This is a genomic window from Nonomuraea cavernae, from assembly GCF_014646355.1.
GTDB lineage: Bacteria > Actinomycetota > Actinomycetes > Streptosporangiales > Streptosporangiaceae > Nonomuraea > Nonomuraea cavernae.
The window spans coordinates 1-24,924 of the sequence record NZ_BMNH01000015.1 but is presented as its reverse complement, the minus strand read 5'-3'; the positions used below and the strand labels follow the sequence as shown (position 1 = coordinate 24,924).

General features: G+C 70.9%; 20 protein-coding genes. 9 read left to right on the top strand and 11 right to left on the bottom strand.

Annotation, left to right across the window (positions count from 1 at the left end):
• The first annotated feature begins 50 nt into the window (after positions 1-50).
• Complete coding sequence (pcrA, locus tag IEY82_RS22945) at positions 51-2,300, top strand: DNA helicase PcrA (RefSeq protein ID WP_465263446.1); 2,250 nt, start codon at positions 51-53, stop codon at positions 2,298-2,300.
• A gap of 96 nt (positions 2,301-2,396) precedes the next feature.
• Here the strand turns inward: pcrA and IEY82_RS22940 are convergent, their stop codons facing one another.
• The 4 genes from IEY82_RS22940 to IEY82_RS22925 all read right to left on the bottom strand — a co-directional run bounded on the left by IEY82_RS22940 (position 2,397) and on the right by IEY82_RS22925 (position 6,341).
• Complete coding sequence (locus IEY82_RS22940; RefSeq protein WP_189126261.1) at positions 2,397-3,401, bottom strand: L,D-transpeptidase; 1,005 nt, start codon at positions 3,399-3,401, stop codon at positions 2,397-2,399.
• A gap of 542 nt (positions 3,402-3,943) precedes the next feature.
• A complete protein-coding gene (locus IEY82_RS22935; protein WP_225263628.1) occupies positions 3,944-4,465 on the bottom strand; it encodes a pyridoxamine 5'-phosphate oxidase family protein in 522 nt (173 codons plus the stop codon).
• Entirely contained in the window at positions 4,462-5,589 is a 1,128-nt protein-coding gene (locus IEY82_RS22930) for a sigma-70 family RNA polymerase sigma factor (protein WP_189126260.1), read from the bottom strand. The genes IEY82_RS22935 and IEY82_RS22930 overlap by 4 nt, the downstream gene beginning before the upstream one ends.
• Before the next feature lie 179 nt (positions 5,590-5,768).
• A complete protein-coding gene (locus tag IEY82_RS22925) occupies positions 5,769-6,341 on the bottom strand; it encodes a dihydrofolate reductase family protein (RefSeq protein WP_189126259.1) in 573 nt (190 codons plus the stop codon).
• Positions 6,342-6,449: 108 nt separating this feature from the next.
• Between IEY82_RS22925 and IEY82_RS22920 the strand changes: the two genes are divergently transcribed.
• On the top strand, positions 6,450-7,088 hold the full coding sequence (locus IEY82_RS22920; protein WP_189126258.1) for a TetR/AcrR family transcriptional regulator: 639 nt from the start codon (positions 6,450-6,452) through the stop codon (positions 7,086-7,088).
• A gap of 149 nt (positions 7,089-7,237) precedes the next feature.
• Here the strand turns inward: IEY82_RS22920 and IEY82_RS22915 are convergent, their stop codons facing one another.
• The gene (locus IEY82_RS22915; RefSeq protein ID WP_189126257.1) at positions 7,238-8,101 is read right to left on the bottom strand and encodes a hypothetical protein; all 864 of its coding nucleotides are present in this window, start codon (positions 8,099-8,101) and stop codon (positions 7,238-7,240) included.
• A gap of 171 nt (positions 8,102-8,272) precedes the next feature.
• Positions 8,273-9,175, bottom strand: coding sequence for a hypothetical protein (locus IEY82_RS22910; protein ID WP_189126256.1), 903 nt, complete (start codon positions 9,173-9,175; stop codon positions 8,273-8,275).
• A gap of 192 nt (positions 9,176-9,367) precedes the next feature.
• On the opposite strand from IEY82_RS22910, the gene sucC reads away from it, so the two are divergent.
• The 3 genes from sucC (at position 9,368) to IEY82_RS22895 (ending at position 13,209) form a co-directional block, all read left to right on the top strand.
• Positions 9,368-10,549 (top strand): ADP-forming succinate--CoA ligase subunit beta, encoded by a 1,182-nt coding sequence (sucC, locus tag IEY82_RS22905; protein WP_189126255.1) that lies wholly within the window; start codon positions 9,368-9,370, stop codon positions 10,547-10,549.
• 3 nt (positions 10,550-10,552) lie between these two features.
• Positions 10,553-11,428 carry a succinate--CoA ligase subunit alpha gene (gene sucD / locus IEY82_RS22900; protein ID WP_189126254.1) on the top strand — a complete coding sequence of 292 codons (876 nt, stop codon included), beginning with the start codon at positions 10,553-10,555 and terminating at the stop codon, positions 11,426-11,428.
• A gap of 146 nt (positions 11,429-11,574) precedes the next feature.
• Positions 11,575-13,209, top strand: coding sequence for a cell division protein PerM (locus tag IEY82_RS22895; RefSeq protein WP_189126253.1), 1,635 nt, complete (start codon positions 11,575-11,577; stop codon positions 13,207-13,209).
• A 52-nt stretch (positions 13,210-13,261) separates the two neighbouring features.
• Here IEY82_RS22895 and IEY82_RS22890 read toward each other — a convergent pair whose 3' ends face one another.
• Positions 13,262-13,681, bottom strand: a complete 420-nt coding sequence (locus IEY82_RS22890; protein ID WP_225263630.1) for a hypothetical protein — start codon at positions 13,679-13,681, stop codon at positions 13,262-13,264.
• A 75-nt stretch (positions 13,682-13,756) separates the two neighbouring features.
• Between IEY82_RS22890 and purN the strand changes: the two genes are divergently transcribed.
• The 3 genes from purN to IEY82_RS22875 all read left to right on the top strand — a co-directional run bounded on the left by purN (position 13,757) and on the right by IEY82_RS22875 (position 16,236).
• Entirely contained in the window at positions 13,757-14,386 is a 630-nt protein-coding gene (purN, locus tag IEY82_RS22885) for a phosphoribosylglycinamide formyltransferase (protein ID WP_189126252.1), read from the top strand.
• On the top strand, positions 14,383-15,924 hold the full coding sequence (purH, locus tag IEY82_RS22880; protein WP_189126251.1) for a bifunctional phosphoribosylaminoimidazolecarboxamide formyltransferase/IMP cyclohydrolase: 1,542 nt from the start codon (positions 14,383-14,385) through the stop codon (positions 15,922-15,924). The genes purN and purH overlap by 4 nt, the downstream gene beginning before the upstream one ends.
• A gap of 129 nt (positions 15,925-16,053) precedes the next feature.
• Positions 16,054-16,236: a hypothetical protein gene (locus IEY82_RS22875; RefSeq protein ID WP_189126414.1), complete on the top strand. Its 183-nt coding sequence runs from the start codon at positions 16,054-16,056 to the stop codon at positions 16,234-16,236.
• Here the strand turns inward: IEY82_RS22875 and IEY82_RS22870 are convergent.
• The 3 genes from IEY82_RS22870 to IEY82_RS22860 are packed head-to-tail and all read right to left on the bottom strand — an operon-like array spanning position 16,215 to position 22,500.
• Positions 16,215-17,129, bottom strand: a complete 915-nt coding sequence (locus IEY82_RS22870) for an ROK family protein (protein ID WP_189126250.1) — start codon at positions 17,127-17,129, stop codon at positions 16,215-16,217. The two genes, IEY82_RS22875 and IEY82_RS22870, sit on opposite strands and share 22 nt — an antisense overlap.
• Positions 17,129-18,067, bottom strand: a complete 939-nt coding sequence (locus IEY82_RS22865) for a DUF7158 domain-containing protein (RefSeq protein WP_189126413.1) — start codon at positions 18,065-18,067, stop codon at positions 17,129-17,131. The genes IEY82_RS22870 and IEY82_RS22865 overlap by 1 nt, the downstream gene beginning before the upstream one ends.
• Positions 18,064-22,500, bottom strand: a complete 4,437-nt coding sequence (locus IEY82_RS22860) for a glycoside hydrolase family 38 N-terminal domain-containing protein (RefSeq protein ID WP_189126249.1) — start codon at positions 22,498-22,500, stop codon at positions 18,064-18,066. The genes IEY82_RS22865 and IEY82_RS22860 overlap by 4 nt, the downstream gene beginning before the upstream one ends.
• A gap of 131 nt (positions 22,501-22,631) precedes the next feature.
• Between IEY82_RS22860 and IEY82_RS22855 the strand changes: the two genes are divergently transcribed.
• The gene (locus IEY82_RS22855; RefSeq protein WP_189126248.1) at positions 22,632-23,477 is read left to right on the top strand and encodes a bifunctional methylenetetrahydrofolate dehydrogenase/methenyltetrahydrofolate cyclohydrolase; all 846 of its coding nucleotides are present in this window, start codon (positions 22,632-22,634) and stop codon (positions 23,475-23,477) included.
• An 84-nt stretch (positions 23,478-23,561) separates the two neighbouring features.
• On the opposite strand, the gene IEY82_RS22850 is transcribed toward IEY82_RS22855, so the two are convergent.
• Positions 23,562-24,752: a CynX/NimT family MFS transporter gene (locus tag IEY82_RS22850; protein WP_225263632.1), complete on the bottom strand. Its 1,191-nt coding sequence runs from the start codon at positions 24,750-24,752 to the stop codon at positions 23,562-23,564.
• Between the last annotated feature and the right edge of the window lie 172 nt (positions 24,753-24,924).

The following is a 24,924-nucleotide window of genomic DNA, read 5'->3' as shown; positions in this document are numbered from 1 at the left end:
GGTGGGCATTCCGGGCGCCGATTGTCGGTGGGGCGACTTAACCTAGGTGGGTGCCCACCCATGTCTCTGTAGACCACCCCTTGCTCGACGGCCTCAACCCACAGCAGCGCGAGGCCGTGATCCACCACGGCAGTCCGCTGCTGATCGTGGCGGGGGCAGGCTCGGGAAAGACGCGGGTGCTCACCCACCGCATCGCCTACCTGCTGGCCGAGCGCGAGGTGCACCCGGGCGAGATCCTCGCGATCACCTTCACCAACAAGGCCGCCCGGGAGATGAAGGAGCGCATCGACAAGCTGGTCGGCCCGCGCTCCAAGGTCATGTGGGTGATGACCTTCCACAGCGCCTGCATGCGCATCCTGCGCCGTGAGGCCAAGCGGCTCGGCTTCCCCTCCAGTTTCTCCATCTACGACCAGGCCGACTCGCAGCGGCTCATGGCGATGGTCTGCCGGGAGATGGACCTCGATCCCAAGCGCTATCCGCCGAGGTCGTTCTCCGCCCAGGTCAGCAACTTCAAGAACGAGCTGATCGACTACGAGACCGCGATGGACAGGGCGGGGTCCCATCTGGAGCGCACCCTGGCCGAGGCGTACAAGAGCTACCAGCTCAAGCTCACCGAGGCCGGCGCGATGGACTTCGACGACATCATCATGAACACGGTGACGTTGTTCCAGCTGTTCCCCGAGGTGGCCGAGCACTACCGGATGCGGTTCCGGCACGTCATGGTCGACGAGTACCAAGACACCAACCACGCCCAGTACATCCTGATCAGGGAGCTGGTGGGCCGTCCCGAGCTGCGCACCTCCGACGGCGAGCTGGTCAGGTCGGGCGCCGACCAGTCCGAGCTGTGCGTGGTCGGCGACGCCGACCAGTCGATCTACGCCTTCCGGGGCGCGACGATCCGCAACATCCTGGAGTTCGAGCGCGACTACCCCGACGCGCGCACGATCCTGCTGGAGCAGAATTACCGCTCCACCCAGAACATCCTGGCCGCCGCCAACGCGGTCATCTCCCGCAACGAGTCGCGCAAGCCGAAGAACCTCTGGTCCGACCAGGGCGACGGCCCCAAGATCGTCGGATACGTCGCCGACAACGAGCACGACGAGGCCATGTTCGTCGCGCAGGAGGTCGACCGGCTGAGCGACGAGGAGGGCGTCAAGGCGGGCGACGTGGCCGTCTTCTACCGCACCAACGCGGCCTCCCGGGTGTTCGAGGAGATCTTCATCCGCACCGGCCTGCCCTACAAGGTGGTCGGGGGCGTGCGCTTCTACGAGCGCAAGGAGGTCAAGGACCTGCTGGCCTACCTGCGGATGCTGGCCAACCCCCTCGACGTGGTGTCGCTCCGGCGCATCCTCAACGTGCCCAAGCGCGGCATCGGCGACCGGGCCGAGGCGATGGTCGAGGCGTTCGCGAGCCGCGAGCGCATCCCGTTCTGGGAGGCCCTGCGCAGGGCCGATGAGGCGCCGGGCATGGCGACCCGTTCGCTCAACGCGATCAGGGAGTTCGTCGCGCTGGTCGAGGAGCTGATCGCCAAGGGGTCGGGCATGCCCCCGTCGGCGCTGGCCGAGGAGGTGCTGGTCGCCACCGGCTACCGCGCCGAGTTGGAGGCGTCCGAGGATCCGCAGGACGAGTCGCGGCTGGAAAACCTCAACGAGCTCGTCTCGGTGGCCTCGGAGTTCGAGGAGGCCAATCCCGAGGGCACGCTGGTCGAGTTCCTGGAGCAGGTGTCGCTGGTGGCCGACGCCGACCAGATCCCCGACGCCGACGGCGGCCAGGGAGTGGTCACGCTGATGACCCTGCACACCGCCAAGGGCCTGGAGTTCCCGGTCGTCTTCCTGACGGCCATGGAGGACGGCGTCTTCCCCCACGTCCGCTCGCTCGGTGAGCCCAAGGAGCTGGAGGAGGAGCGCCGGCTGGCCTACGTCGGCATCACCAGGGCCCAGAAGCGCCTCTATCTGACCCGGGCCGCGGTGCGGAGCTCGTGGGGTTCGCCGTCGTTCAATCCGGCCTCGCGGTTCGTGAGCGAGGTGCCGGGCAAGCTGATCGACTGGCGTACCGACCCGGAGAAGTCCGCGTGGAGCGCGGCCACCCGGCGCGAGCCCGCGCCCAGGGCGGCGGCCAAGAAGAGCTCGCGCGAGATCCCGGCGCTGTCGCCGGGCGACCGGGTCTCCCATGACGCGTTCGGCCTCGGGACCGTGGTGTCCGTCGACGGGATGGCCGAGAAGACCAAGGTCAAGATCGATTTCGGCACCGGCGGCGAGAAGACGTTGCTGCTCGCGTACGCCCCGCTGGAGAAGCTCTGACGCTCCGACGCTCTGGCCCTCTGACGCTCTGACGCGCTGGCCGGAGGCGGTCGGGCTCCCCGGCCGGAGCGTCGGAGCGTCAGCCCGTTCGGTCCGTCAGCGCGCGGTGGTCGCCAGCGCGCTGCCCTTCTTCCACTGGGTCCAGTTCAGCTGCCAGTAGCTCCAGCCGTTGCGCCAGTCGAGCTTGCGCTTGGTGCCGGTGATCTTGACCACGTCACCGCGCTGGGCGATCGTGTAGAACCACTTGGCCCCTTCGGGGGTGGCGCGGACGCAGCCGTGGCTCTGGTTGGAGCGGCCGAGGAAGTGGTAGTAGCCGGCGCTCTGGTGGACGTACTCACCGCTGGCGGAGATGCGTACGGCCCACGGGATCTCCTCCTTGTAGTAGCGCGGGTCCTTGGGGTCGGTGACGCCCAGCCAGGAGGACGTCATGGTCTCCACGGCCTTCTTGCCCATCGTGAGGTGCACACCGCTGGTCGTCAGATAGACGTCGACCCCGTTGCGCATCATGCCGCCCTTGCCGGCGCTGATCGGGATCTTCTTGGCCAGCTTGCCGTCGCGGTAGACCTTCATCACGTGCCTGCGGGTGTCGACCAGCGAGATGTTGGCGGTGCCGACGGCGAACCTCCGGCTGACGTCCTTGGCGCGCTCGTTGCCCGGGAGCTCGCTCAGGCGGGCCGTGAAGAGCACCTTCTGGTGCGGCTTCCAGTAGGTCTTGGTCCGGTAGACGACCTGGCGCGGGGAGACCCAGCGCCAGGCCCCGTCGACCGGCTTGTCGGCCTCGACCTGCAGCACGGCCTCGACCGCCGCCTTGTCCTTGACGGTTCTGAGGTCACGGTCGAACGTGACGATGATCGGGAAGCCGACGCCCACCTTCTCCGTCTTCTCGCCCATCGGGGTGATGTCGGCGATCCCGATTTTGATCTTCTTCTGGCTGGCCTTCTGGGCCGTTCCGGCGGCCTGGGCCTCCGCGGTCCTCGTCGCCGGGGTGCTCACGGCGCGAGCCGGTTCGGCTTGCGGGGCGGGCGCGGGCGTGCCTTCCGCCGTGCAGGCCGCCATCGAGAGCAGGGCGACCATGGCCAGCATGCGGGGGAGGGGTTTCACGGGTTGTACTCCAGAGCTATGTGCTTCGCAAGATGCGTCACATAGGTAGACAAACGAAACACCCGTTACGACGACCGGAATGAGTAACAATCGAATAACAGGTTCGCTTTTGGGCGTATCTCCGCCCCCGGCGGCTGTGAGAGTGCCGATCTCGGGTGGGCGGGATCCTCCGGGAGCGCGGTCGCGTCGGGACGTCTCGATGCCTCGATGATCCTCGGCGGCCCGCTGACCGGGTGGCCTGAATTCGCGGGGCCAGGCGGAGGTCCGCGACGGCGACAGAAACTGCGGGATACTTGTGGACAAGACGTCCGCCGTACACCGCTATTTCGTGGCGGGCATTCATCGCGCGGCGCTGATCGTGGTCCCCGAATAGGGGGCGCCATTACCCGCGAACGTGGCCGAGAGTTTCAGGATGTGCCGGCACCTGCCGCGCGACGGATGCCGGCGGATGATTTTCAGCTCTTCGGCGTCGATTTACCGCGCGAGTAACCGTTCACACCAAGTCGGCGAGCACTGGAGATCGGCTCAAATCACGCGCCGAGTCACGATCGGCCCCGGCGCTCGAAATCCTCCACGCCGGCGCCTCCGGGCAGGCGGGTCTGGAAGTCCAGCACTCCGACCCAGGTGGGGCGGACGGCGATGCGGGCCATCCTCGTCCCCGGGTGGTCCACCGCCGCCACATTGGCCGCGCCCTGCTCCGCGCCGGCGTACCGGTGCTGGGCCAGGGCGTACTCCGGCACGATTCCCTCGACATCGGTGACCGACGCCCGCCCTCGGATGAGGAGCACCTCAGGCGGCGTCGAGGCGGCGTCGATGGTGATGGCGACGTCGGGCTTGGCCCGCAGAGCGGCGATCTTGCGCGCTCCCGCGAATGTGGACATGACGACGTCGTCGCCCGTCCAGTGGAACAACATCGGGAACACGCGCGGTGTGCCGTCCGCCGCCACGTACGCCAGCCGTGCCAGTTCGGTCGAGTCGAGCAGGCGCCGCGCCACGTCGCTGTCCAGCAGCCGGACGTCGCCTTGCGGCAGCGTCATCACAGCTTCGCGATGGTCGATCGTCATCGTGTGCGCTCCTCAGCATGGTCGACCGCGCTCGTCGCGGTCGTCCCCCGTTGAGACGGGTGAGGCCGCTGAAAGGGGTCGCCGTCCGAGGGCAGCACCAGCGGCAGTCCGAACGCGGCCAGCAGGTGCGGCTCGAAGACGGTGATCTCGGCGATCCGCCCGTCCGTGATTTCCAGCACGTTGAGCACCTGGGCCCGGTAGCCGGAGTCTCCGGGCAGCCGGACGTATCCCGCCACCGCCGGCTGCCGGTTCGCCCGGGTGAGCACACTCCGCCAGCGCGCTCGGTGCAGCGGTGACCCGGGCCCGAAGGCATGTGCGGCGAAGGCCTCGACCGCGTCACGACCAGCGATCCGGTACGGAAGCGGAGGCATGGTCATGCGCACGTCGTCGCTCAGCAACTTCGCGAGGGCGGCGGCGTCGGTTCTCTCGTGGGCGTCCATGAAACGCCGCAGCAATGCGTGCTCTCGCGCGGTCGGAGTCGTTGACGGCGCCCAGTCGAGCCGCCGTTCCGGAAGGTGGGTCTTCAGCGTCGATCGCGCCCGTTGCAGAGCGCTCTTGACCGAGTCGACGCTGGCGTCGAGCTGCGCGGCGGTCTCCTTGGCGGACCAGCCGAGGACGTCTCGAATGATCAGCACGGCTCGCTGCCTGGGAGGCAGATGCTGGATGGCGGCGAGGAACGCCAGCTCGATGGTCTCCTTGCCCACCACGGCCGCGTCCGGCTCCGCGCCTTCGGGCGCGACCGGCTCCAGCCATCGGTCAGGGTACGGCTGCAGCCATCGGATCTCGGCGGGCGACGAGCCCGGGTGCGGCCCCTGCTCCTGTCCTGCCTCAGATGGGCGCGGACGGCGGGGATTGCGGTCGAGGAAGTCGAGGCACGCGTTCGTCGCGATCCGGTAGAGCCAGGTGCGGAAGCTGGAACGGCCCTGGAAGGTCTGGCGTCCGCGCCACGCCCGCAGGAACGTCTCCTGCGCCAGATCTTCGGACTCCTCGAAGGAGCCGAGCATCCGGTAACAGTGCACCCGCACTTCCCGCCGGTGCCGCTCGACCAGCCCGGTGAACGCGCTCTCGTCGCCCGAAAGAGCTGCGGCGACCAGCGCGCTCTCTTCGGCTACCGCCTCAGCCATGGTCCGTCCCCGATCACATCCGCCACACGCTTGCTCCATGAGGGACGGATGCGGAGGGCGGAAAGTGTCACTCCGTTTCGGCGCGGGTGCGGCGGAGTTCGCGCTTTAGGCCACTCGTGTCGACTGGAGGATCGTGAGCCGGCCCTCAGGCGGGTCGTGCCTTGTCTCCGGCTTGGAGATCACCGGGTTGGCGTTCGGGGAGCTGTGAGGTCGTAGGTGAGGAGCAGTGCACCAGAGGCGAACCGGCGCGTGTCGGTGAGCCGGAGATCCGCCGTCGGGTACGTACCGTCGAACAGTCGCGTCCCGCCGCCGAGCAGGACGGGATTGACCATGAGCCGTAGCTGGTCCAGAACGCCGAGACGGATGGCGGAGGTGGCGGCCTGACCGCCGGCGAAGAGCGCGAGGTCGCGTCCGCCCTGGCGCTTGAGGTCGCCGAGGGCGGCGGCCGGATCGTCGCCGAGCAGGTGGGAGTTGTGCCACTCCGCGTGTTGCGCGGTGCGGGACAGGACGTACTTCGGCAGTTCGTGCATCCGACGTCGCTGCGTGGCGGAGACTTCGTTCCCGGCCGTCGGCCAGTACGCGGCCAGTTGCTCGAAAGCCGTGCGGCCGAAGACCATCCCGTCAATGGACTCCAGCAGGGTGTCGATGTGGCGCTCGAACTCCTCGTCGGCGAATCGCCAGTCGATGTCACCCGCCGGGGTGGTGATGTAGCCGTCGAGCGACACGTTGATGTGCAGGAACAGGCGTCTCACAGGGATCTCCTCGAAGTGGCCGACGACTTTTTGGTCGGATGACCAAAAAGTCATGCCCTGGACAGTACACTTCTTGAACGAGATGTCAAAAAGTTGTACGATGCGGTCATGCCACGAACCGGCCGGCCGCGCTCCTTCGACGACGACCAGGTCGTTCAGGGAGCGCTGGAGATCTTCTGGCGACGCGGCTTCGCGGCAACGTCGTTGCGCGACCTCAAGCACGAGCTCGGCGTGCTGCCGGGCAGCCTGTACGCCGCTTACGGCGACAAACATGCGCTCTTCCTGCGGACGCTTGAGCGTTACGCAGACGCCGCTCGGGAGCAGGCGACCGAGATCGCCGCCGAGGGGCCCGTCCTGCCGCGTGTCCGCGAGCTGCTTCTGAGTGTCCTCGAGGCCGCGCAGGCCACACCCGGCCGTGGCTGCATGCTCGGCAACACCGCGGCCGAGCTGCTACCGGAGGACCACGTGGCGGGCCGTCTGGTCCGCGGCGGCTTCGCCGCACTGGAAACCGGCCTGGAGTCGGCCCTCGACGCCGCGCAGCGGTCCGGCGAGGTCGGCCCTGACATCGACTGCGCGGCTCACGCGCGCTTGCTGCTCACCCTCATGCAGGGACTTCATGTCGTCGCCCGCGCCGAAGCGGACCCCCGTCGCCTGGCCGACGCCATCGATGCCGCCCTCGCTCCGCTGGCCGTCCAGCACGAGAGTGGGCCCTCTGGACCACGCGCCACGCCGTCTGCGCTGACCTGAGCCCCGGCTGACATCTGGACCGAACGGGTGGCGAGTGGGCCTTCGACACCGCCATCTGGCTGAACGGGATGATCGGCAGACCGTAGGCGATCGTTGATCGCCTACGACCGCTGACCATCCCGACCAGCGCAGAAAACCTGATCGACCGACTAGTGCGCGATGGAGCCCAGCGGGAGGGTCAGGCTGTCCGGGATCTTCTGGCCGTCCTCAAGGTTGGTCGTCACCTCGTCGGTGTTCGGCGCCTTGATCGAGACCTTGCTGCCCCAGCCGGTGAAGCGGGTGTCGACGCTGAGGATCAGGCCCTTGGGCGCGTCGGACGCCAGGGCGGTCCCCGGGAAGGTGGAGACCAGCCGCGTGGGCAGCCCCCTGGCGTCCAGGGTGATCCGCCAGGAGATGACGCTCTTCAGCGTCTTGGCCTTCGGCTTGTTGAGCCACTGCGCGGCGCGGAAGGACGTGGAGACCTCGCGCAGGTCACGCACGGTGATCTTGCCGGCGTAGCCGCCCGCCGCGGGCTTGGCCCCCTTGAGCAGGGTCTTGAGCGTGGCGAGCTCGGTGATGTTCAGCGGCTGGCCGTAGACGTCGGTCACGCCGCCGATCGTGGTGCCGGGCACCTTGAGCCACGTCGAGCCGTCGGGCACCAGGGTGCTCCACAGCCCGCCGGACAGGTAGGTCGACTTGCCCACCTTGATCGCGCGCTCGGGCGTGGTGAGTGCCTTGACGAACTCCGAGTCGGCCTCGTCGCCGAAGTCGCTCGCCTTGAAGGCGAACTTGCCGGTGATGTCGGAGGACTTCACACCCGACTTGCCGAACTCGTACGTCCCCGTCCGGCGGGCGACGATGTCGCGGACGCCACCGCTGGAAATGGTGGCGCGGTCGACGAACTTCACTCCGTGACCGGCCACGAACTGCTTCTTGACGGCGGCGACCGGATTCTTCGGAGCCGCCTGGGCGGGCGCGGCCGTGACGAGTGCCGCGGCCGACGCCAGGGCCAGGCCGGTGATGATTCGCTTCATATGTATCCCCTTCGATTCACAATTAGGCGCCGGGGAATTCTGTCAACTCAAGATCACGGCGATATCTCAAAGCGTGGAATATCGCGAAGGAATCGTGTGGATTTTTTGTGCAGAAGGGCCCGACGGTCACCGTCGGGCCCTGTGTCATGACGATAAGCGACCGGAATTGGATTACTCGGTGTTTCCGTCGTCGCCGGGCGGCACGCTGACGTAGTCGCGGTCGATCGGCGACGGAGGCGCGAACGATCTGTCGTTCACTTCCTTGATGTCGGCCACCTGGTCCGCCGGGGGGGCGGTGATGTTCACCGGAGTGCCCCAGTCGCTGTAGCGGGTCTCGGTCTCTCCCCTCATCGAGATCTTCTTGGTGACGGGCATCGTCCACGAGACCGCCACGCGCTTGACCAGCTTCCGCGCGTCGAGCGTGATCCGCCACGACACGACGGTCCTGGCCGCCGCGCCCTCGGGGGCCCGGCCGCCCTGCTCGCGGAACGAAGGGGAGATCTTGTACAGCTGCGCGAACGTCGTCGAGCCGCGGTACTGGTCGCCCCGCCGGCCGCCGGCCGTGGCCAGCAGGTGCCTGAGCGTCGCCGGCTCGAACACGTTGATCAGCTGGTCGCCGTACGCGGCGGAGTAGGGGTGGCCCGGCATGCCGATCCAGGACTTGCCGTCGGGCAGCAGGTCCGAGAGCAGCCCTCCGTTGAGGTAGAGCCGTTCGCCCTTGCTGATCAGGTAGAGCCGTTCGGTCAGGAGGTCGAGCGAGTCGGCCACGTCCTCGTTCTTCGCGGCGGACTCCTTCAACTCCTTGCGGAGCTCGGCGGTGAGCACCGGGGTGCGGGTGTTCTCCACGGCCGCCACGCCCTTGGCGCCGAACCCGATCACGCCCTGCCGGACGGACCCGATGTACTCGTCGCGCCCGATCCAGGTGCGGGTCTTCTCGGTGAGCCGCACACCCTGCCCGGCGACGAACTGCTTGCTCAGCGCTCCGGCCGGATCCGTCGGCTTGACCTGCGCGTACGCGGGGGCGCCCACGGTCAGGGCGGAAACGGCCAGCGCTCCGGCGATCCATCGCCTCATGAGGTGCCGCCTTTCTCCAGATGTAGCCCGCTATGGTGGCGAAGTAAGATCACCGTCACATCACGGGATAACCGAGACCCGATGACCTGGGCAGGTCAAGCTTGGGGCTAGGCTTCACTGGCGGAATCGCCCGGCACGCACGGGGTGCCCCGGGCCGTCGAACATCAGTCGGACAAGCAAGGACGGACCCTCGTGGACCTGTTCGAACATCAGGCGAAGGAGCTCTTCGCTGACTACGGCATCCCGGTGCCACGCGGCATCGTCGCCCACACTGTGGACGAAGCACGGGCGGCGGCCGAGCAACTGACCGGCCGCGTCGTCGTCAAGGCCCAGGTCAAGACCGGCGGCCGAGGCAAGGCCGGCGGCGTCAAAGTGGCCGACGACGCCCAGGACGCGGTCGAGAAGGCCAAGGCCATCCTCGGCATGGACATCAAGGGCCACACGGTCCACAAGGTGCTCGTGGAGGAGGCCAGCGCGATCGCGGAGGAGTATTACTTCTCCTTCCTGCTCGACCGCGCGAACCGTACCTTCCTCGCGATCTGTTCCGCCGCCGGCGGCATGGACATCGAGGAGGTCGCGCACAGCGCCCCCGAGAAGGTCGCCAAGGTGCCGGTCTCGGCGCTGACCGGCGTCGACCGCGAGCGGGCGCGCGAGATCGCGGTGGCCGGCGGGCTGCCCGAGCAGGCGCTCGACGGCGCCGCCGAGCTGATCGAGAAGCTCTGGTGCTGCTTCGTCGACGAGGACGCCACGCTGGTCGAGGTCAACCCGATGATCCTGTCGGCCGACGGCCAGGTGAAGGCCCTCGACGGCAAGGTCACGCTCGACGACAACGCGGTCTTCCGCCAGCCCGACCACGAGTCCTACGCCGACAAGTCGGCCGAGGACCCCCTGGAGGCCGCGGCCAAGGCCAAGGACCTCAACTACGTCAAGCTCGACGGCGACGTGGGCATCATCGGCAACGGCGCGGGCCTGGTCATGTCCACGCTCGACGTGGTCGCCTACGCGGGCGAGGCCTTCCCCGGCAAGCCCGCGCCGGCCAACTTCCTCGACATCGGCGGCGGCGCGTCGGCCGAGGTCATGGCAGCCGGCCTGGAGATCATCCTGTCCGACCCGTCGGTCAAGTCGATCTTCGTGAACGTCTTCGGCGGCATCACCTCCTGCGACGCCGTGGCCAACGGCATCGTGGCGGCCTTCAAGCTCCTCGAGAGCCGCGGCGAGGCCGTGACCCACCCGCTGGTGGTGCGCCTCGACGGCAACAACGCCCAGCTCGGGCGACAGATCCTGGCCGACGCCGCACTCCCGCGGGTCGAGCTGGTAGACACGATGGACGACGCGGCCAAGCGGGTCGCCGAGCTCGCTTCGGTAGGTGCGTGACACATGGCTATCTGGCTGACCGAGAACAGCAAGATCATCGTTCAGGGCATGACCGGCGGCGAGGGCACCAAGCACACCCGCCGCATGCTCGCCTCCGGCGCCCGCGTCGTCGGCGGGGTCAACGCCCGCAAGGCGGGCACCACGCACGAGGGCCTGCCGGTGTTCGGCACCGTCAAGGAGGCCATGGAGCAGACCGGCGCCGACGTGTCGGTCGCCTTCGTGCCCCCGGCCTTCACCAAGGACGCCGTCAAGGAGGCCATCGACGCGGAGATCCCGCTCTGCGTGGTCATCACCGAAGGCGTCCCGGTCCACGACTCGACCGAGTTCTGGGCCTACGCGGTGGCCAAGGGCAACAAGACCCGCATCATCGGCCCCAACTGCCCCGGCATCGCCTCTCCCGGCGCGTCCAACGCGGGCATCATCCCGGCCGACATCACCACCGCGGGCCGCATCGGCCTCGTCTCCAAGTCGGGCACGCTGACCTACCAGCTCATGTACGAGCTGCGCGACTACGGCTTCTCGACCGCCGTGGGCATCGGCGGCGACCCGGTGATCGGCACCACCCACATCGACGCCCTGCAGGCGTTCCAGAACGACCCCGGCACCGACGCGATCGTGATGATCGGTGAGATCGGCGGCGACGCCGAGGAGCGGGCCGCCGCCTACATCGAGCAGCACGTCACCAAGCCGGTGGTCGCCTACGTGGCGGGCTTCACCGCGCCCGAGGGCAAGACGATGGGCCACGCCGGCGCCATCGTCTCGGGCTCGGCCGGCACGGCCCAGGCCAAGAAGGAGGCCCTGGAGAAGGTCGGCGTACGCGTCGGCAAGACCCCCTCCGAGACCGCCCGTCTGATGCGCGAGATCATGCAGGCCCGCTGACCTGCCTTCCCGAAGGCCCCGCACCGCTCAGGTCGCGGGGCCTTCGGCACTTTCCTGGACGCCACAGCGTCAGACGGACACAAACCCGGTCCGGTGCGGCGCGTCAACCAAGCGATGGTCGGAAAAGATTGAGAAAATCGCCTACTGTGACGGCGATTCTGGACCAGCTGCGGACGACCCCCCGTTCCGTCCTCGGCAGGCTCCCCGGGGTCTCGCCCGACGACGACGAGTCGCGGCGGCCGCTGCCCGTCTCCGGGATGCTCGCCGCGGCCTGCACGCTGGGCGTCGGGCTGGCCATCCTCACCACACTCACGCTGGTGGGCTGGATCGCCGCGCCCAGCGGGGCGCTGGGCGCGGGGCTGCCCGGGGTGTTCCGCACCGCCGCGCAGCTGTGGCTCGCCGCGCACCACGCCGGATTCGCGATCCCCGGCGGCCGGATCGGGCTGCTGCCGCTCGGCCTGATGCTGCTGCCCGCGCTGCTGCTCTACCGCGCCGCGCGATGGATGGCGCGTGACGCCGACCTGCGGCTGCGGCTGCCCGCGCGGCTGCCCAAGAACAGCCCGCGCGAGCAGGCCAGCGCCCGCCGCCGGGCGCAGTTCGTGCTGGTGATCCAGGCGGGGGTCTCGCTGGCCGCCCCCTACGCGCTGCTGGCCGGTCTGATCGCGCTCGTCGCCCGCAACGAGATCACCCAGCCGTTCATCGGCGAGGCGCTGTTCAGCCACTTCGCGCTGGCCTTCCTGGCGGGCGTGCTGGCCACCGCGCGCACGATCGGGCCGTGGCGGGCGATGCTGCGGCTGCTGCCCGAGCGGGTGCGCGCGCTGACCGTCGGCACCGCCGTCGCCACCGCGGTGATGCTCGCCGCCGGGCTCGTCCTGGTGCTGGTCGCCGTGGCGCTCAACTTCGGGCAGGTGCGCGAGCTGTCCGGCGTGCTGTCGCCCGGGCTCGTCGGCGGGCTGCTGCTCCTGCTGCTCCAGCTGCTCTACCTGCTCAACGTCGTCATCTGGGCGTTCTCCTACATCGCCGGGCCCGGGTTCGCGATCGGCACGGGCACGCTGGTCGCGCCCACGGGGGTGCATCTGGGCGCCGTGCCGACCCTGCCGTTGCTGGGCGCGCTCCCCGACAGCGGCACCGTGCCCGGCTGGATGATGGCGGTCGTCGCGGTGCCGTTCGCGGCCGGGATGGTGGCCGGCATCGTGGTCGCCCGGATCTCGCCGTCGCCGTCGTACGAGGCGGCGCCGTTGTGGGGCTTCCTCACCGGAGTCTCCAGCGGGCTCGTGGCGGGCGGGCTCGCCGCGCTGTCCGGCGGCCCCATCGGCGGCGGCCGGATGTCGGCCGTCGGCCCGTCGCCGTGGGAGGTGGCCCTGTCCATCACGCTGGAGGTGGGCGTCGCGGCGGGCATCTCGGCCGGTGTGACCAACCTGCTGCTGCTCAACCGGCGGGCCCGGGCCCCGCTCGACAAGGCCGCGGTGCCCGTGCGCAAGGCCGGAGCCGCGATCGCCAGGGTGGCGAGCAAGGTGGGACTGGCCGAGGCCGACGCCCGCCCGCTGCCGGGCCACTGGATGGACGCCACCGAGGCCGACACCCAGCCCATCCCGGTCATCCGCGACGACTGGCAGGACGAGCACGCCTCCGCCGAGGCCGAGACGCTCTCACAGGCGCGCCCGCGTCCCGCGGCGGCCCCGCCGGTCGCCGGCCAGCCGCGCAAGGACATCGTGGACGAGTCAGACGACCGCGGCGGTCACGTCATCTACCTCGACCCCTACGCCTGGGACCGCGACTGACAGGGTGCATGACAGGGTGCATGGCGGGGTGCATGGCGGGGGGCCTGGCAGGTCAGGGCTGCACGGAGCCCAGGACGTCGAGCACGTCGGGCGGCAGCTTCTTCTGGGCCGCGTCCCTGAACTGGGTGAAGCAGTCGCCCTGCGAGGAGACCGTGCCCGCGCTCTTCATGCACTCCTGGTAGGCCGAGTATTCGTCCATCAGGTAGAGCTGCGTCGCGGTGGCCAGCGCGGAGAGTGTGAGAGCGATCGAGGACACCACGATGCTGCCCACGGCGACGCCCGCCGGCTTGCCCGCGCCCTTCAGCAGCGGGACGGCCCGCGCGCCCGCGATGATCGCGAACAACGCCATCACCAGACCGGCGAGCGGCAACATGAACGTCATCGCCAGCGCGGCGATGGACAACCAGATCGCGCGGCGGCTCGCTGCATCCGCGGGCTGCTGACCCGCCGGTGCCTGCACCGGTGTCGACACCTGACCTCCTCTGCGTGACCGGGCGAGAAGCCGATACGCTTGCAGCCCCACCCCGGTTTTCCCTTGGAGTGTCGCGTGTCAAAGGCTGGGCGGCTCGTCGTCCTCGTCTCCGGCTCTGGAACCAACCTACAGGCCCTGCTGGACGCTTCCGCCGACCCGTCCTATGGCGCCCGGGTGGTCGCCGTGGGCGCCGACCGGGAGGGGATCGAAGGTCTCGCCAGGGCCGCGCGAGCGGGTGTGCCGACTTTCGTCGAGAAACTGCGCGATCATCCGACGCGTGCCGACTGGGATCGGGCCATCGCGGCCAGGATCGCGTCGTACGAGCCCGAACTGGTGGTGTCGGCGGGGTTCATGAAAATCCTCGGCGCGCCGACGCTCGACGCCTTCCCCGTGCTCAACACCCACCCGGCGTTGCTGCCGTCCTTTCCCGGGGCCCATGGCGTGCGTGACGCGCTCGCCCACGGGGTCAAGGTGACGGGGTGCACGGTGATGCTGGCCGACGCCGGCGTCGACAGCGGGCCGATCGTCGCCCAGGAGGTCGTGAGGGTGCTGGCCGACGACGACGAGGCGGTTCTGCACGAGCGCATCAAGACCGTCGAGCGGCGTCTGCTCGTCGAGATCGTCGGCCGGATGGCCCGCGAGGGCTGGACGGTCAGCGGACGCACCGTCCGCATCGGCAACCAACCAGGAGGGGGATCCACGTGACTCGCATCGCCATCAGGCGCGCGTTGATCGCGGTGTACGACAAGTCAGGTCTCGAAGAGCTGGCCAGGGCGCTCGACGAGGCCGACGTGGAGATCGTGTCGACGGGCGGCACCGCCGCCGCGATCGCGTCCTACGGTGTCCCGGTGACCAAGGTCGAGCAGCTGACCGGGTTCCCCGAGTGCCTCGACGGCCGGGTCAAGACGCTGCACCCGCGCGTGCACGCGGGCCTGCTGGCCGACCTGTCCAAGCCGAGTCACGTGACCCAGCTCGAGGAGCTGGAGATCGACCCGTTCCAGCTGGTCGTGGTCAACCTCTACCCGTTCCAGGAGACGGTGGCCTCGGGGGCGTCCGACGCGGAGTGCGTCGAGCAGATCGACATCGGCGGGCCCGCGATGATCCGCGGCGCGGCCAAGAACCACAACGCCTGCGCGGTCGTCGTCGATCCCGGCCACTACGGCGACGTGCTGGCCGCGCTGCGCGACGGCGGGTTCACCCTGGCCGAGCGCAAGCGGCTGGCGGGCCTCGCCTACGCCCAGACCGCCGCCTACGACGTGGCGGTCGCGTCCTGGTTCGGCGGCGTCTACGCGTCCGAGGGCGACTGGCCGGGGTTCATGGGGGCCACCTGGCAGCTCTCGTCCACGCTGCGCTACGGCGAGAACCCGCACCAGGGCGCCGCGCTCTACAGCGCCGGCACGGGCGGGCTGGCCAATGCCGAGCAGTTGCACGGCAAGGAGATGTCCTACAACAACTACCTCGACGCCGACGCGGCCTGGCGCGCGGCGTGGGACCTCACCGGGCCCTGCGTGGCGATCATCAAGCACCAGAACCCCTGCGGCATCGCGGTGGGCGCCGACGTGGCCGAGGCGCACCGCAAGGCCCACGCCTGCGACCCGGTGTCGGCCTACGGCGGCGTGATCGCGGTCAACGGCGCGGTGACGGCGGAGCTGGCCGGGCAGATCGCCGAGGTGTTCACCGAGGTCGTGGTGGCGCCGTCGTACGAGCCTGAGGCGCTGGAGGTGCTGACCCGCAAGAAGAACCTCCGGCTCCTCGTCTGCCCGCAGGGCCCCGCGAACCCGGCGGAGTTCCGCCGGATCGACGGCGGGTTGCTGGTGCAGCAGACCGACCGGGTCGACGCGCCGGGCGACGCGCCCGAGCGGTGGGAGCTCAAGGCGGGCCCGGCGGCCTCGCCCGAGACGCTGGCCGACCTGGCCTTCGCCTGGCGGGCCTGCCGCTCGGTCAAGTCCAACGCCATCCTGCTGGCGGCGGACGGGGCGACCGTGGGCGTCGGGATGGGGCAGGTCAACCGGGTCGACTCGTGCCGGCTGGCGGTCACCCGCGCCGGTGAGCGCGCCGAGGGCTCGGTGGCGGCGTCCGACGCGTTCTTCCCGTTCGCCGACGGCCCGCAGGTGCTGATCGAGGCCGGGGTCAAGGCCATCGTGGAGCCGGGAGGGTCCGTACGTGACCAGGAGGTCATCGACGCGGCGGAGAAAGCGGGCATCACGCTCTACTTCACCGGGACACGTCACTTCTTCCACTGACGCCCCCTCGTTCCGCTGAGCGCTTCTTTCCGGCGAAGGCGGGTTCTTCCACCAAGTCGGGAGCGAACAGACGGCGGGTGAGGTTAACCTGTGGGCCTCGCCGTCTGTTTCTTCCCCCGGAGTCCCCTTATGGCGCTGTTTGACGCGATTCTGTACGCCTTCGTGAGCCTGAACGAGCTGTCCGCCAGCCCTTTCGTGCTGCTGGCTCTCGCCTTCGTCGGCGCCTACCTCGGCGGCCGGGTCGTCGAGGTCATCCCGTTCACGCGCAGGATCATCGAGCGGCGCGAGGCTCAGCCGGCCGAGCGCGAGTAGTCCCAGGCCAGCTTGGCGGCGCCCGCCAGCGCCGCCCGGACACCCAGCGTCGACCGCCGCACCCGCACCGCCCTGACGAACGCGAGCCCCGCCACCTCGTCCAGCGCCCGTGCCAGCGGCTCGAACAGCACCGGCCCGGCCGCCGAGACCCCGCCGCCGATGACGACGCTGGTCACCTCCGTGGCCGCCGCGGTCGAGGCGATCATCCCGGCGAGGGCCCTGGCTCCCCGCTCGAACGCCGCCACCGCGACGGGCTCTCCCGCCGAGGCGTCGCGGGCCAGCGCCCGCGCGTCGGCGGGTGATCCGTCCGGCACCTTCCAGCCGTTGCTCAGCGCCCACCGCGCCAGGTTGGGGCCGCTGGAGTAGCGCTCGACGCAGCCGCGCCCGCCGCACTCGCATGCTTCGCCGTACGGGTCCACGGTCATGTGGCCGACATGTCCGGCATTGCCGGTGAGTCCCAGCAGCGGCACGCCGTCGATCACCAGCCCGCCACCGATGCCGGTGGACACCACCACCCCGAGCAGCGACGAGCTGCCGCGACCGGCGCCCAGCCAGTGCTCGCCCAACGCGAAGCACTGCGCGTCGCCGGCCAGCACGGTCGGCAGCCCGGTCAGCCGCCGCACCTCCTCGCGCACCGGGAATCCGCGCCAGCTCGGCATGTTCACCGGGCTGACGGTCCCCTCCGCCAGGTCCAGCGGCCCGGCGCAGCCGATTCCGGCCGCCTGTAGGACCGGCTCCCCGCCGCTCACCTCGCCGATGAGGTCCGCGAGCGCGGACATGACGTCCGTACGCGGCGTCGGCCGGGTGGCGGAACGTGAGACGGACCCCGCCTCGTCCACCAGCGCGGCGGCGAGCTTGGTCCCTCCGATGTCGACGGCGAGGACGCGGGACATCAGTGCTTGTGGTGGTTGTCGGGCTGGCGGGGGTCGCCAGGATGTTCGAGACCGGGCACGAGTCTGATCCTTTCGGCACGTTTCTGGTCGAGCCAGCGGGCGAACGCGCGTCGCCGCGCCGCCCCTTCCGGCGAGTCACCGGCCCGCTCCCAGGGCGGGACGGGGGCGGGGAGCGTTCTGTGGTCGCCGGACCGTTCCGGGGAGGGAACGGGCTCCGGCCGGGCCGTCGCGACGTGCCAGCCCAGGGAGTCCTCCACCGGCCCGGCACGTGTCCCCTCGGGGGCGGCGCGGAGGGCGTCGGCGATGGCGGTCGGCAGGGAGCCCAGGGTCACGACGCCCAGGGGTTCCAGGTCGCGGGCGGTGGCGGCCTCCGCCCGAGCGCGGTCGCCGAACAGCCCGTGCCACACGGCGAACCGCTCGGCCGCCTCCTCCGGCGGGGCCGTCGCCCGCGCCTCGTGGCTCGGTCGCGGCTCGCGGGCCGATGCCTCCGCCGGTCGCGGTGGCCGGATGGCGTGCGGATCGGCGATCGGTCGGCCGGGAGGTGCGTCCGGTGGACGGCGGCGCCACTCGGGAGGTACGCCCACAGCCGCCGTGACGTCCTCGAAGACCGCGCGCACCCAAGGGCTGCCGTTGAAGGCGGAGGCGTTGATGGAGCCCAGCTCCACGGCCGCCACCCGGTCGAGCGGGCCGCCCCCGACCGGCGCGAGGCCCCGGGCCGCCGCCTCGTCCTCACAGAGCGCCTCGGTCAGGATCACCTGGGCCAGCCACCTGGCCAACTGCCGGTCCTCGGAGCTTCCGGGCACCGGCAGCGCCCCGGCCAGCGGGCCGTCGCGCAACTCGGCGATCCGGCGATCAAGTAGCTCTCTCGGGATCGCCCGGTCACCGACCCAGCCGACCACCGGACCGAGCCCGGCCGGGGGCGCTTCCTGGCGGGTCACCGGGTCACCTCCAGGCGGATTGCCGGGGTGTACTGGCAGCGGCCGAACCACATGACCTTGGCCATGGCCCAGGCGTGGCCGGCGGGCGCGTCCTCGGGCACCTCGACGGGGAAGCCGACGGTCACCGACTCGCCCGGCGGCAGGCTGAAGCCTCTGATGACCTCGGGCAGCAGGTCCCAGGTGCCCCAGGGGGCCGCGAGCTGCGCCTCGCCCCTGATCTCGCCGGAGGTGCCGTTCGTGAGGCGTACCTCGATCGAGGAACGCTCACCGGGGCGGAGGGAGAGCGACTCCTCGACCGGCGAGACCGAGAGGCCCGTGACGGGGCCCTCGGTGGCCATGGTGCCGTGAGTCGCCCGGCCCGGAGCGGGGAGCGGGCCGGGAGTGGGCAGCGAGGGAGCGTCGCCGAGCGCGACGGTGACCACGTCCTCGACCTGCTGGCCACCCGCGGACGTGCGGACCGAGACGAAGTGCAGGCCCTGGCCGGTTCCAGGTGTGTTAGTAGTGCCCGGTTCGACAGGTGCGCCCGGTGTGCCCGATGTGCCCGGTGTGACGGTCACGGGGAAGCGCAGGTGGCCGCCCGCTTCGAGGCGGAACACCCGCCGGGCCGGCGTGGCGGCCCAGCCGTCGGGCACGAGGACGTCCACCACGCCCTCGTGCGCCGCGTCGACCAGGTGTGACGAGACCACCACCGACACCTCGAACGCCTCCGACGGCGTGACCAGGCCGGGAGTGACCGCGATCGACACCGGCAGGTAACCGAGCGGAGCGGGCCCCTTGTTGTGCAGCCAGTAGCGGCTGTAGACCGGCTGCGCGACCTCGGCGGTCGCTCCCAGCTCGGGCGGCGCTTGCCCGGCGCCGGTTTCAGAGGCTCCCAGCTCCGGCGGCGCCTGCCCGGCGCCGGTTTCGAGCGCGGGCCGCGCCGTTGCTTCGGTGGTTACGGGCCGCGTCGTCACTTCGGTGGACCCGAGCGCGCGTCGCGCCGCCTCCGCCGTGCCTCCCCGCTCGGACGGTGGCGGGGAGTGGACGAGGAAGGTGGCGACCTCGGCTCCGGCGAGGACGAGGTCGCGCACCGGCTCACCGGGCCGTTCGAGCAGGTCGGAGCGGGTCAGCCGGTCGAGTTGGAGGATCGGCGAGTGGAGCACGGCCGTCGAGCCGAGGCCGGTCGACTCGACCAGGCGGATCGTGACGCCCGAGGCGTCGTGCCGGGCCAGGCCGTGGGCGTGCGGGTTGCCGGTGGCCTTGAGGGTGCCGAGCAGCACGTCACGGGCGGGCTCCACGCTGAGGAGCGAGTGCACGGGAGGCGACTCGCCGCCGGGTCCGTCGACGACACGGGGGAGCAGCGGGGTGATGAAATCCTGGCCGGCCGCGGGCAGCGCGCGGGCCCGCCAGTCGCCCTCGCCGCCGGTCAGCGCGTACGAGAACTCGTGCGTCCAGTGCTGCAACTGGAAGGCCGAACCGTCCGGAGCCGTGCGGCGGGGCGGGTCGAGCCAGATCCCCGACGGCCAGCCCGTGCAGGAGCGCATCAGCGACAGGTGCAGCGCCCCGGACGGGTCGACCGCGAAGCCCGGCAGCCCGTACGTGAGCAGCGCGACGGTCCTGTCTTCGAGCCGTTCGCCGCCCAGCGGGCAGACGGCCTCGATCGTCGCGTCGGCCAGGTCCTCCACCAGCCACGACACCAGCGACGGCAGCGGTCCGGCGACGATCAGCGCGGGCAGGGCGCGTACGTCGCGCAGGTCGGCGCTCGGCTGCCAGACCTCGGCCAGCGGCCGTTCGGCGGGCACCCAGACGGCCCGCGCGCCCGCCTTGAGCGCGTCGCGGTAGGCGGGGTCGCTGCGGTCGAGCAGCTCGGCCGCCAGCGGGTTGTCGTCGGGCCCGCCCAGGATGAGGCGGACGTCGGGCAGGTTGGAGTCGACGTCCAGCCAGCCGTAGCGGGGGCCGGTCGCGGACGAGGTGGTGGCCGTCACGCCCGCGCGGGCCAGCGCCACCACGAGGTCGCGGGCCAGGGGAGCGTCCTCCTGGCGAGGCACGACGACCTCGGCGACGCCGAGGGCCCGCGCGCCCGCCTCGCCGAGGTCGACCCTGGCGGTGGCCGAAAGGCCGAACCAGGTGTTCGCCGGGTTGTCCAGCGTCCACGGATGCCGGGCGGAGTCGACGTCGGGCAGCGCGAAGCCGCGCCCGACCACGGCGCCCGCGACGTCGGAGACCGGCAGCGCGCCTTCCACCTGGGCCGGGAAACGGACCCTGAGCAGGCGGTCGGCACCGGTGTGGTCGAGCACGCGGGTGCCGAAGTCGATGCGGTCGGAGCCGGTCAGCAGGGTGATCACCTGCTCGTAGGCGAGATCGCCGACCCGGCCGGTGACGGTCAGCCGCTGACCGAGGGGGCTCACCTGGGCCCGCACGACCGCCGCCTCAGCCTCGTCAAAACCCGAGCCCGAGCCCGAGCCCGAGCCCGAGTCGGAGCTGGAACCTGAGCCTGAGCCCGAGTCGGAGTCGGAGCTGGAACCTGAGCCGGTGATGACGCCGGTCGGCATGAGGTGCCAGGGGCCTTCTCCCATGTCGGGATGTTGCGGATACTCGTCGTACAGGCGCAGCTCGTTGCCCAGTCCGGTGAGCAGCTCACGCTCGCTCGACCGGTCGAGGATCGAGGTCAGGCCGCCGCCGCGTGCCGGGTCGGCGGTGACGCGCCAGCGTCCGTTCTCGATGGTCGTGCCGTCCATCGGCTGCCAGGCGCCCGGGGCGCCCTCGGTGAGCGGGTAGGTGCGCCAGCCCATCGAGGGGACGTCGCGGGCCAGGAAGGTCAGCGTGCCGTCTTCGTACACGGCGGGGGCGTCGCCGGGGCGCAGACCGGGCGCGACCCGCACGCGTACGAGGCCGTCGCGGGCGAACGGCAGGGTGTTGGTCACCACGACGCTCGGCCCGTCCACGGCGATCCGGCCGGTCAGGGCGGCCAGCGCGCGGTCGCGGGCGTCGGCGGCGAGGTCGTGCGCCTCGCGCCAGCCGGTGAGCAGGTCGATGTAGACCTGGTCGGACTCGGAGCCGGTGATCGCGTCGTGGTGGGCGCCGTAGGCGAGCTGCCGCCACACCTTGTCCAGCGCGGTGTGCGGGTAGCGCCCGAGCCCGAGCAGGGCGGCGAACGCCGACAGCCGCTCGGCGTCGAGAGCCGCCACCTCGGCGGCCCGCTGGGCCTGCTTGGTGTCGATGTAGGAGACGTCCTTGCCGGTGTAGACCGGGTTCATGTCCCGTGTCTGCGGGCTGAACGCCGATGTCTCCTCACGTACGGCCCGCAGGAAGTCTTTGGGCGTGCTGCACACGAAGCGCGGCCAGACGTAACGCTCGGCCCAGGAGCGGTGGATGTCGGTCACCCACTTGTTGGGCGGCGTGTAGTCGGTGCCGACCGGCAGCAGGATGTGCCGGGTCGCGGCGACGGGCTTGAGCGACCGGTAGAGCCGGTAGGTGGCCTCGGCCGCCTCCTCCAGCGTCGGCGAGGAGTCCATCCACCAGCCGGCCGAGTAGTGCGCCGGCATGTAGTGGGTCAGCACGCCCAGCCCCGACGGCGAGATCCACTCGAACTCGCTGGGAAACTGCATCACGGCGGCGTCGTCCTTGGCCGGGCCGAAGTTCTTGGAGATCGGCCCCCACTGGTGGAACGGCCCGCGCGCCCACGCGCTGCCGGACAGACCGGCCGCCGCGAGGTAGCCAGGGAACTGCGGGTCGTGTCCGAACACGTCGAGCTGCCACGCCGTGCGGGGATCGCCGCCGAGGATGTCGCGCTGGTAGCCGATGCCGTAGACGAGGTTGCGGATCGTCGTCTCGGCCCCGGTCAGGTTGGTGTTGGGCTCGTTGTAGGTGCCGCCGACCAACTCCACGCGCTCCTCGCGCAGCAGTGCCCGCAGGTCGGCCCGCCGCTCGGGGTGCACGTCGAAGAACGGCTTCAGGTAGTCGACCTCGGCCAGCACGAACCGGTAGTCGGGGTCGCGCAGGGCCAGCTCGATGTGCGCCTCGACCAGCGCGAACGCGTTGCGCTCCCAGAGCGGCCGGGTGGTCGAGTCACCGGCCAGCAGCTCCCAGGGGCTGGTGTAGGCGGCCTGGGTGTTCCACCAGACCGGGTCGTAGTGGAAGTGCGACACCATGTGCATCGTCCACCCGGGCCGCTCGGCCGTGACCTCGGCCTCCAGCGCCTCGTCACCGAGCGTGACCCGGCACGGGACCGTCGTGCCCGGCGGCGCGGACACTCTCAGCGGCACCTCCAGGGTGAGCGCGCCCACCCCCGGGGGCACGCTCACCGCCGTCGCGCACGAGACGCCCCGTCCCCGGACGTCCAGCGGCGTCTCGCGTCCGCCCTGCCTGACGGTGACCTTCAGCACCTGGTGCGGCTCGGCCTCCGACCCGACGAACAGGTCCGTCGACTCCGCTGAGAGCAGGCGTGCGGGCAAGGGAACTCCTCGGAGTACGCGGTGCTGGCGAGCGTCACCCTATGCGCTTCCAAGATCTATGACAACGATGTCAGTACGCCGGACGGGGTCCCGGCGGCACCCCCGCCGCCGGCGTGGAAGGATGACGTGACATGAGCGCAGTGAAACTCGACGGCAAGGCCACCGCCGCAAAGATCAAGGCAGACCTGGCGACCAGGGTGGCCGCGCTCCGAGCCCGAGGCATCACGCCCGGCCTGGGCACGGTTCTGGTCGGCGACGACCCCGGCAGCCAGATCTACGTGGCCGGCAAGCACCGCGACTGCGCCGAGGTGGGCATCGCCTCCATCCGCGTCGACCTTCCCGCCACCGCCACGCAGGCCGAGGTCGAGGCGGCCATCGACGAGCTCAACGCCTCACCCGAGTGCACCGGCTACATCGTCCAGCTGCCCCTGCCCAAGCATCTCGACACGATGGCCCTGCTGGAGCGGATGGACCCGGCCAAGGACGCCGACGGGCTGCACCCGGTCAACCTCGGGCGGCTGGTGCACATGGTCGACGCGCCGCTGCCCTGCACGCCCCACGGCATCGTGCTGCTCCTGCAGGAGTACGGCGTGCCGGTCAAGGGCGCCGAGGTGGCCGTGGTCGGCCGCGGCATCACGGTGGGCCGTTCGCTGGGGCTGCTGCTGACCCGGCGCAGCGAGAACGCCACGGTCACCCTGTGCCACACCGGCACCCAGGACCTGGCCGGTCATGTGCGCCGGGCCGACATCGTGGTGGCCGCGGCCGGCGTGCCCGGCCTCATCACCCGCGACATGGTCAAGCCCGGCGCGGCGGTGCTCGACGTGGGCGTCTCGCGGGTCGACGGCAAGATCGCCGGTGACGTGGCCTCTGACGTGGCCGAGGTGGCGGGCTTCCTGACGCCCAACCCCGGCGGCGTCGGCCCGATGACCCGCGCCCTGCTGCTCTCCAACGTGGTCGAGGCCGCCGAGCGGCTGTAGCCCAAGCGGCCCGGCCGAGCCGCCGCGATCCAGGCGTGGGTCATGTCGGCCCGGTCGAGCCGCCGCGATCCAGGCGTGGCCGGGCTAGTCCGGTCGTGGCCGGCCCGCGAAGACGCCGGCCACGAGCTGCACCAGGCAGGCCGCCAGCCCGGCCAGCAGGGGCACCGTCCAGCCGCCCGACGCCGAGCGGAGCACGCCGATCAGCACCGGCCCCACCGCGGCCAGCACGTATCCGAACGACTGGGCCACCGCCGACAGGGCCGTCACCGACGCGGCGTCGGGCGCCCGCATCGTGATGATGAGCAGCGCCAGCGCGATCGACGCGCCCTGCCCGAGACCCAGCACGATCACCCACAGCCACGGCGCCGTCGTGGGCGCGACCAGCACGCCGGTGTAGCCCGCGACGGTCAGCAGGGCCGCCACGGTCACGTGCGGCACCTGTGACCGCCTGCGCCCGGCGTGTACGGGCACCGCCAGCGTGGACACCACCTGGGTCAGGTTGGTCAGGCCGAGCAGGTAGCCCGCCTGGTGGGCCGGCACCCCGGCCTCCTGGAAGATGGTCGGCAGCCAGGCCAGCACGACGTAGAAGGTCAGCGACTGCAGGCCCATGAAGGCGGTCACGTACCAGGTGACCCTGTTGCGCATCAGGGCGGCGAAGGGGCGCGTGCCGCCGCCGGAGCCCTCCGGCCTCCTGAGCGCCTGCGGCAGCCAGAGCAGGGCGGCGGCCACGGCGGGGATCGCCATCATGGCCGTCACTCCGCGCCAGCCGGCGCCGGTGGCCTGTTCGAGCGGGATCACGAACGCGGAGGCCGCGGCCGCGCCCGCCACCAGGCCCGAGACGTAGATCGAGGTGTAGAGCCCGACGCGGTCGGGGAAGTGCTGCTTGACCACGCCGGGCATGGCCACGTTCAGGACCGCGATGGCGGTGCCGGCGAGGGCGGAGCCCAGGTAGAGGCAGAAGACTCCGTCCACGGTGCGCAGCACGATCCCGAAGGCCAGCAGGAGCAGGCCGGCGAACAGGGTCCGGTCGAGCCCGATCCGCCTGGCCAGCCCCGGGGTGACCATGCCGAACACACCGAGGCAGACCACCATGACGGTGGTGATCGCGCCGCCGCCCGCCGGGGTCAGCCCCATGTCGGCCATGATCTCGTCGAGCAGCGGTGAGACCCCGGCGAGCGCGGGGCGCATGTTGAGGGAGGCCAGGATGAGGCCGGCGAGCAGGAGGACGGATCTTCGCGACATCAGCGGCGTCCAGCCGGTCGCCTCGTCGTCCACAGTCTGAACATCGGGGTGAACGATACCCGTCGGCGCCGGGCCGGCCGGTGCGAGCCCCCGCGGCGCGCTTCAGCGTGATCTGGCGTGGAACCCCGGGCGTTTACGCCCGGGAGGAAACGACAGCGCGGGAGGGCCGCCAAGGCCCGAGCGGTGCGGTGACCGGTAGGCCGTG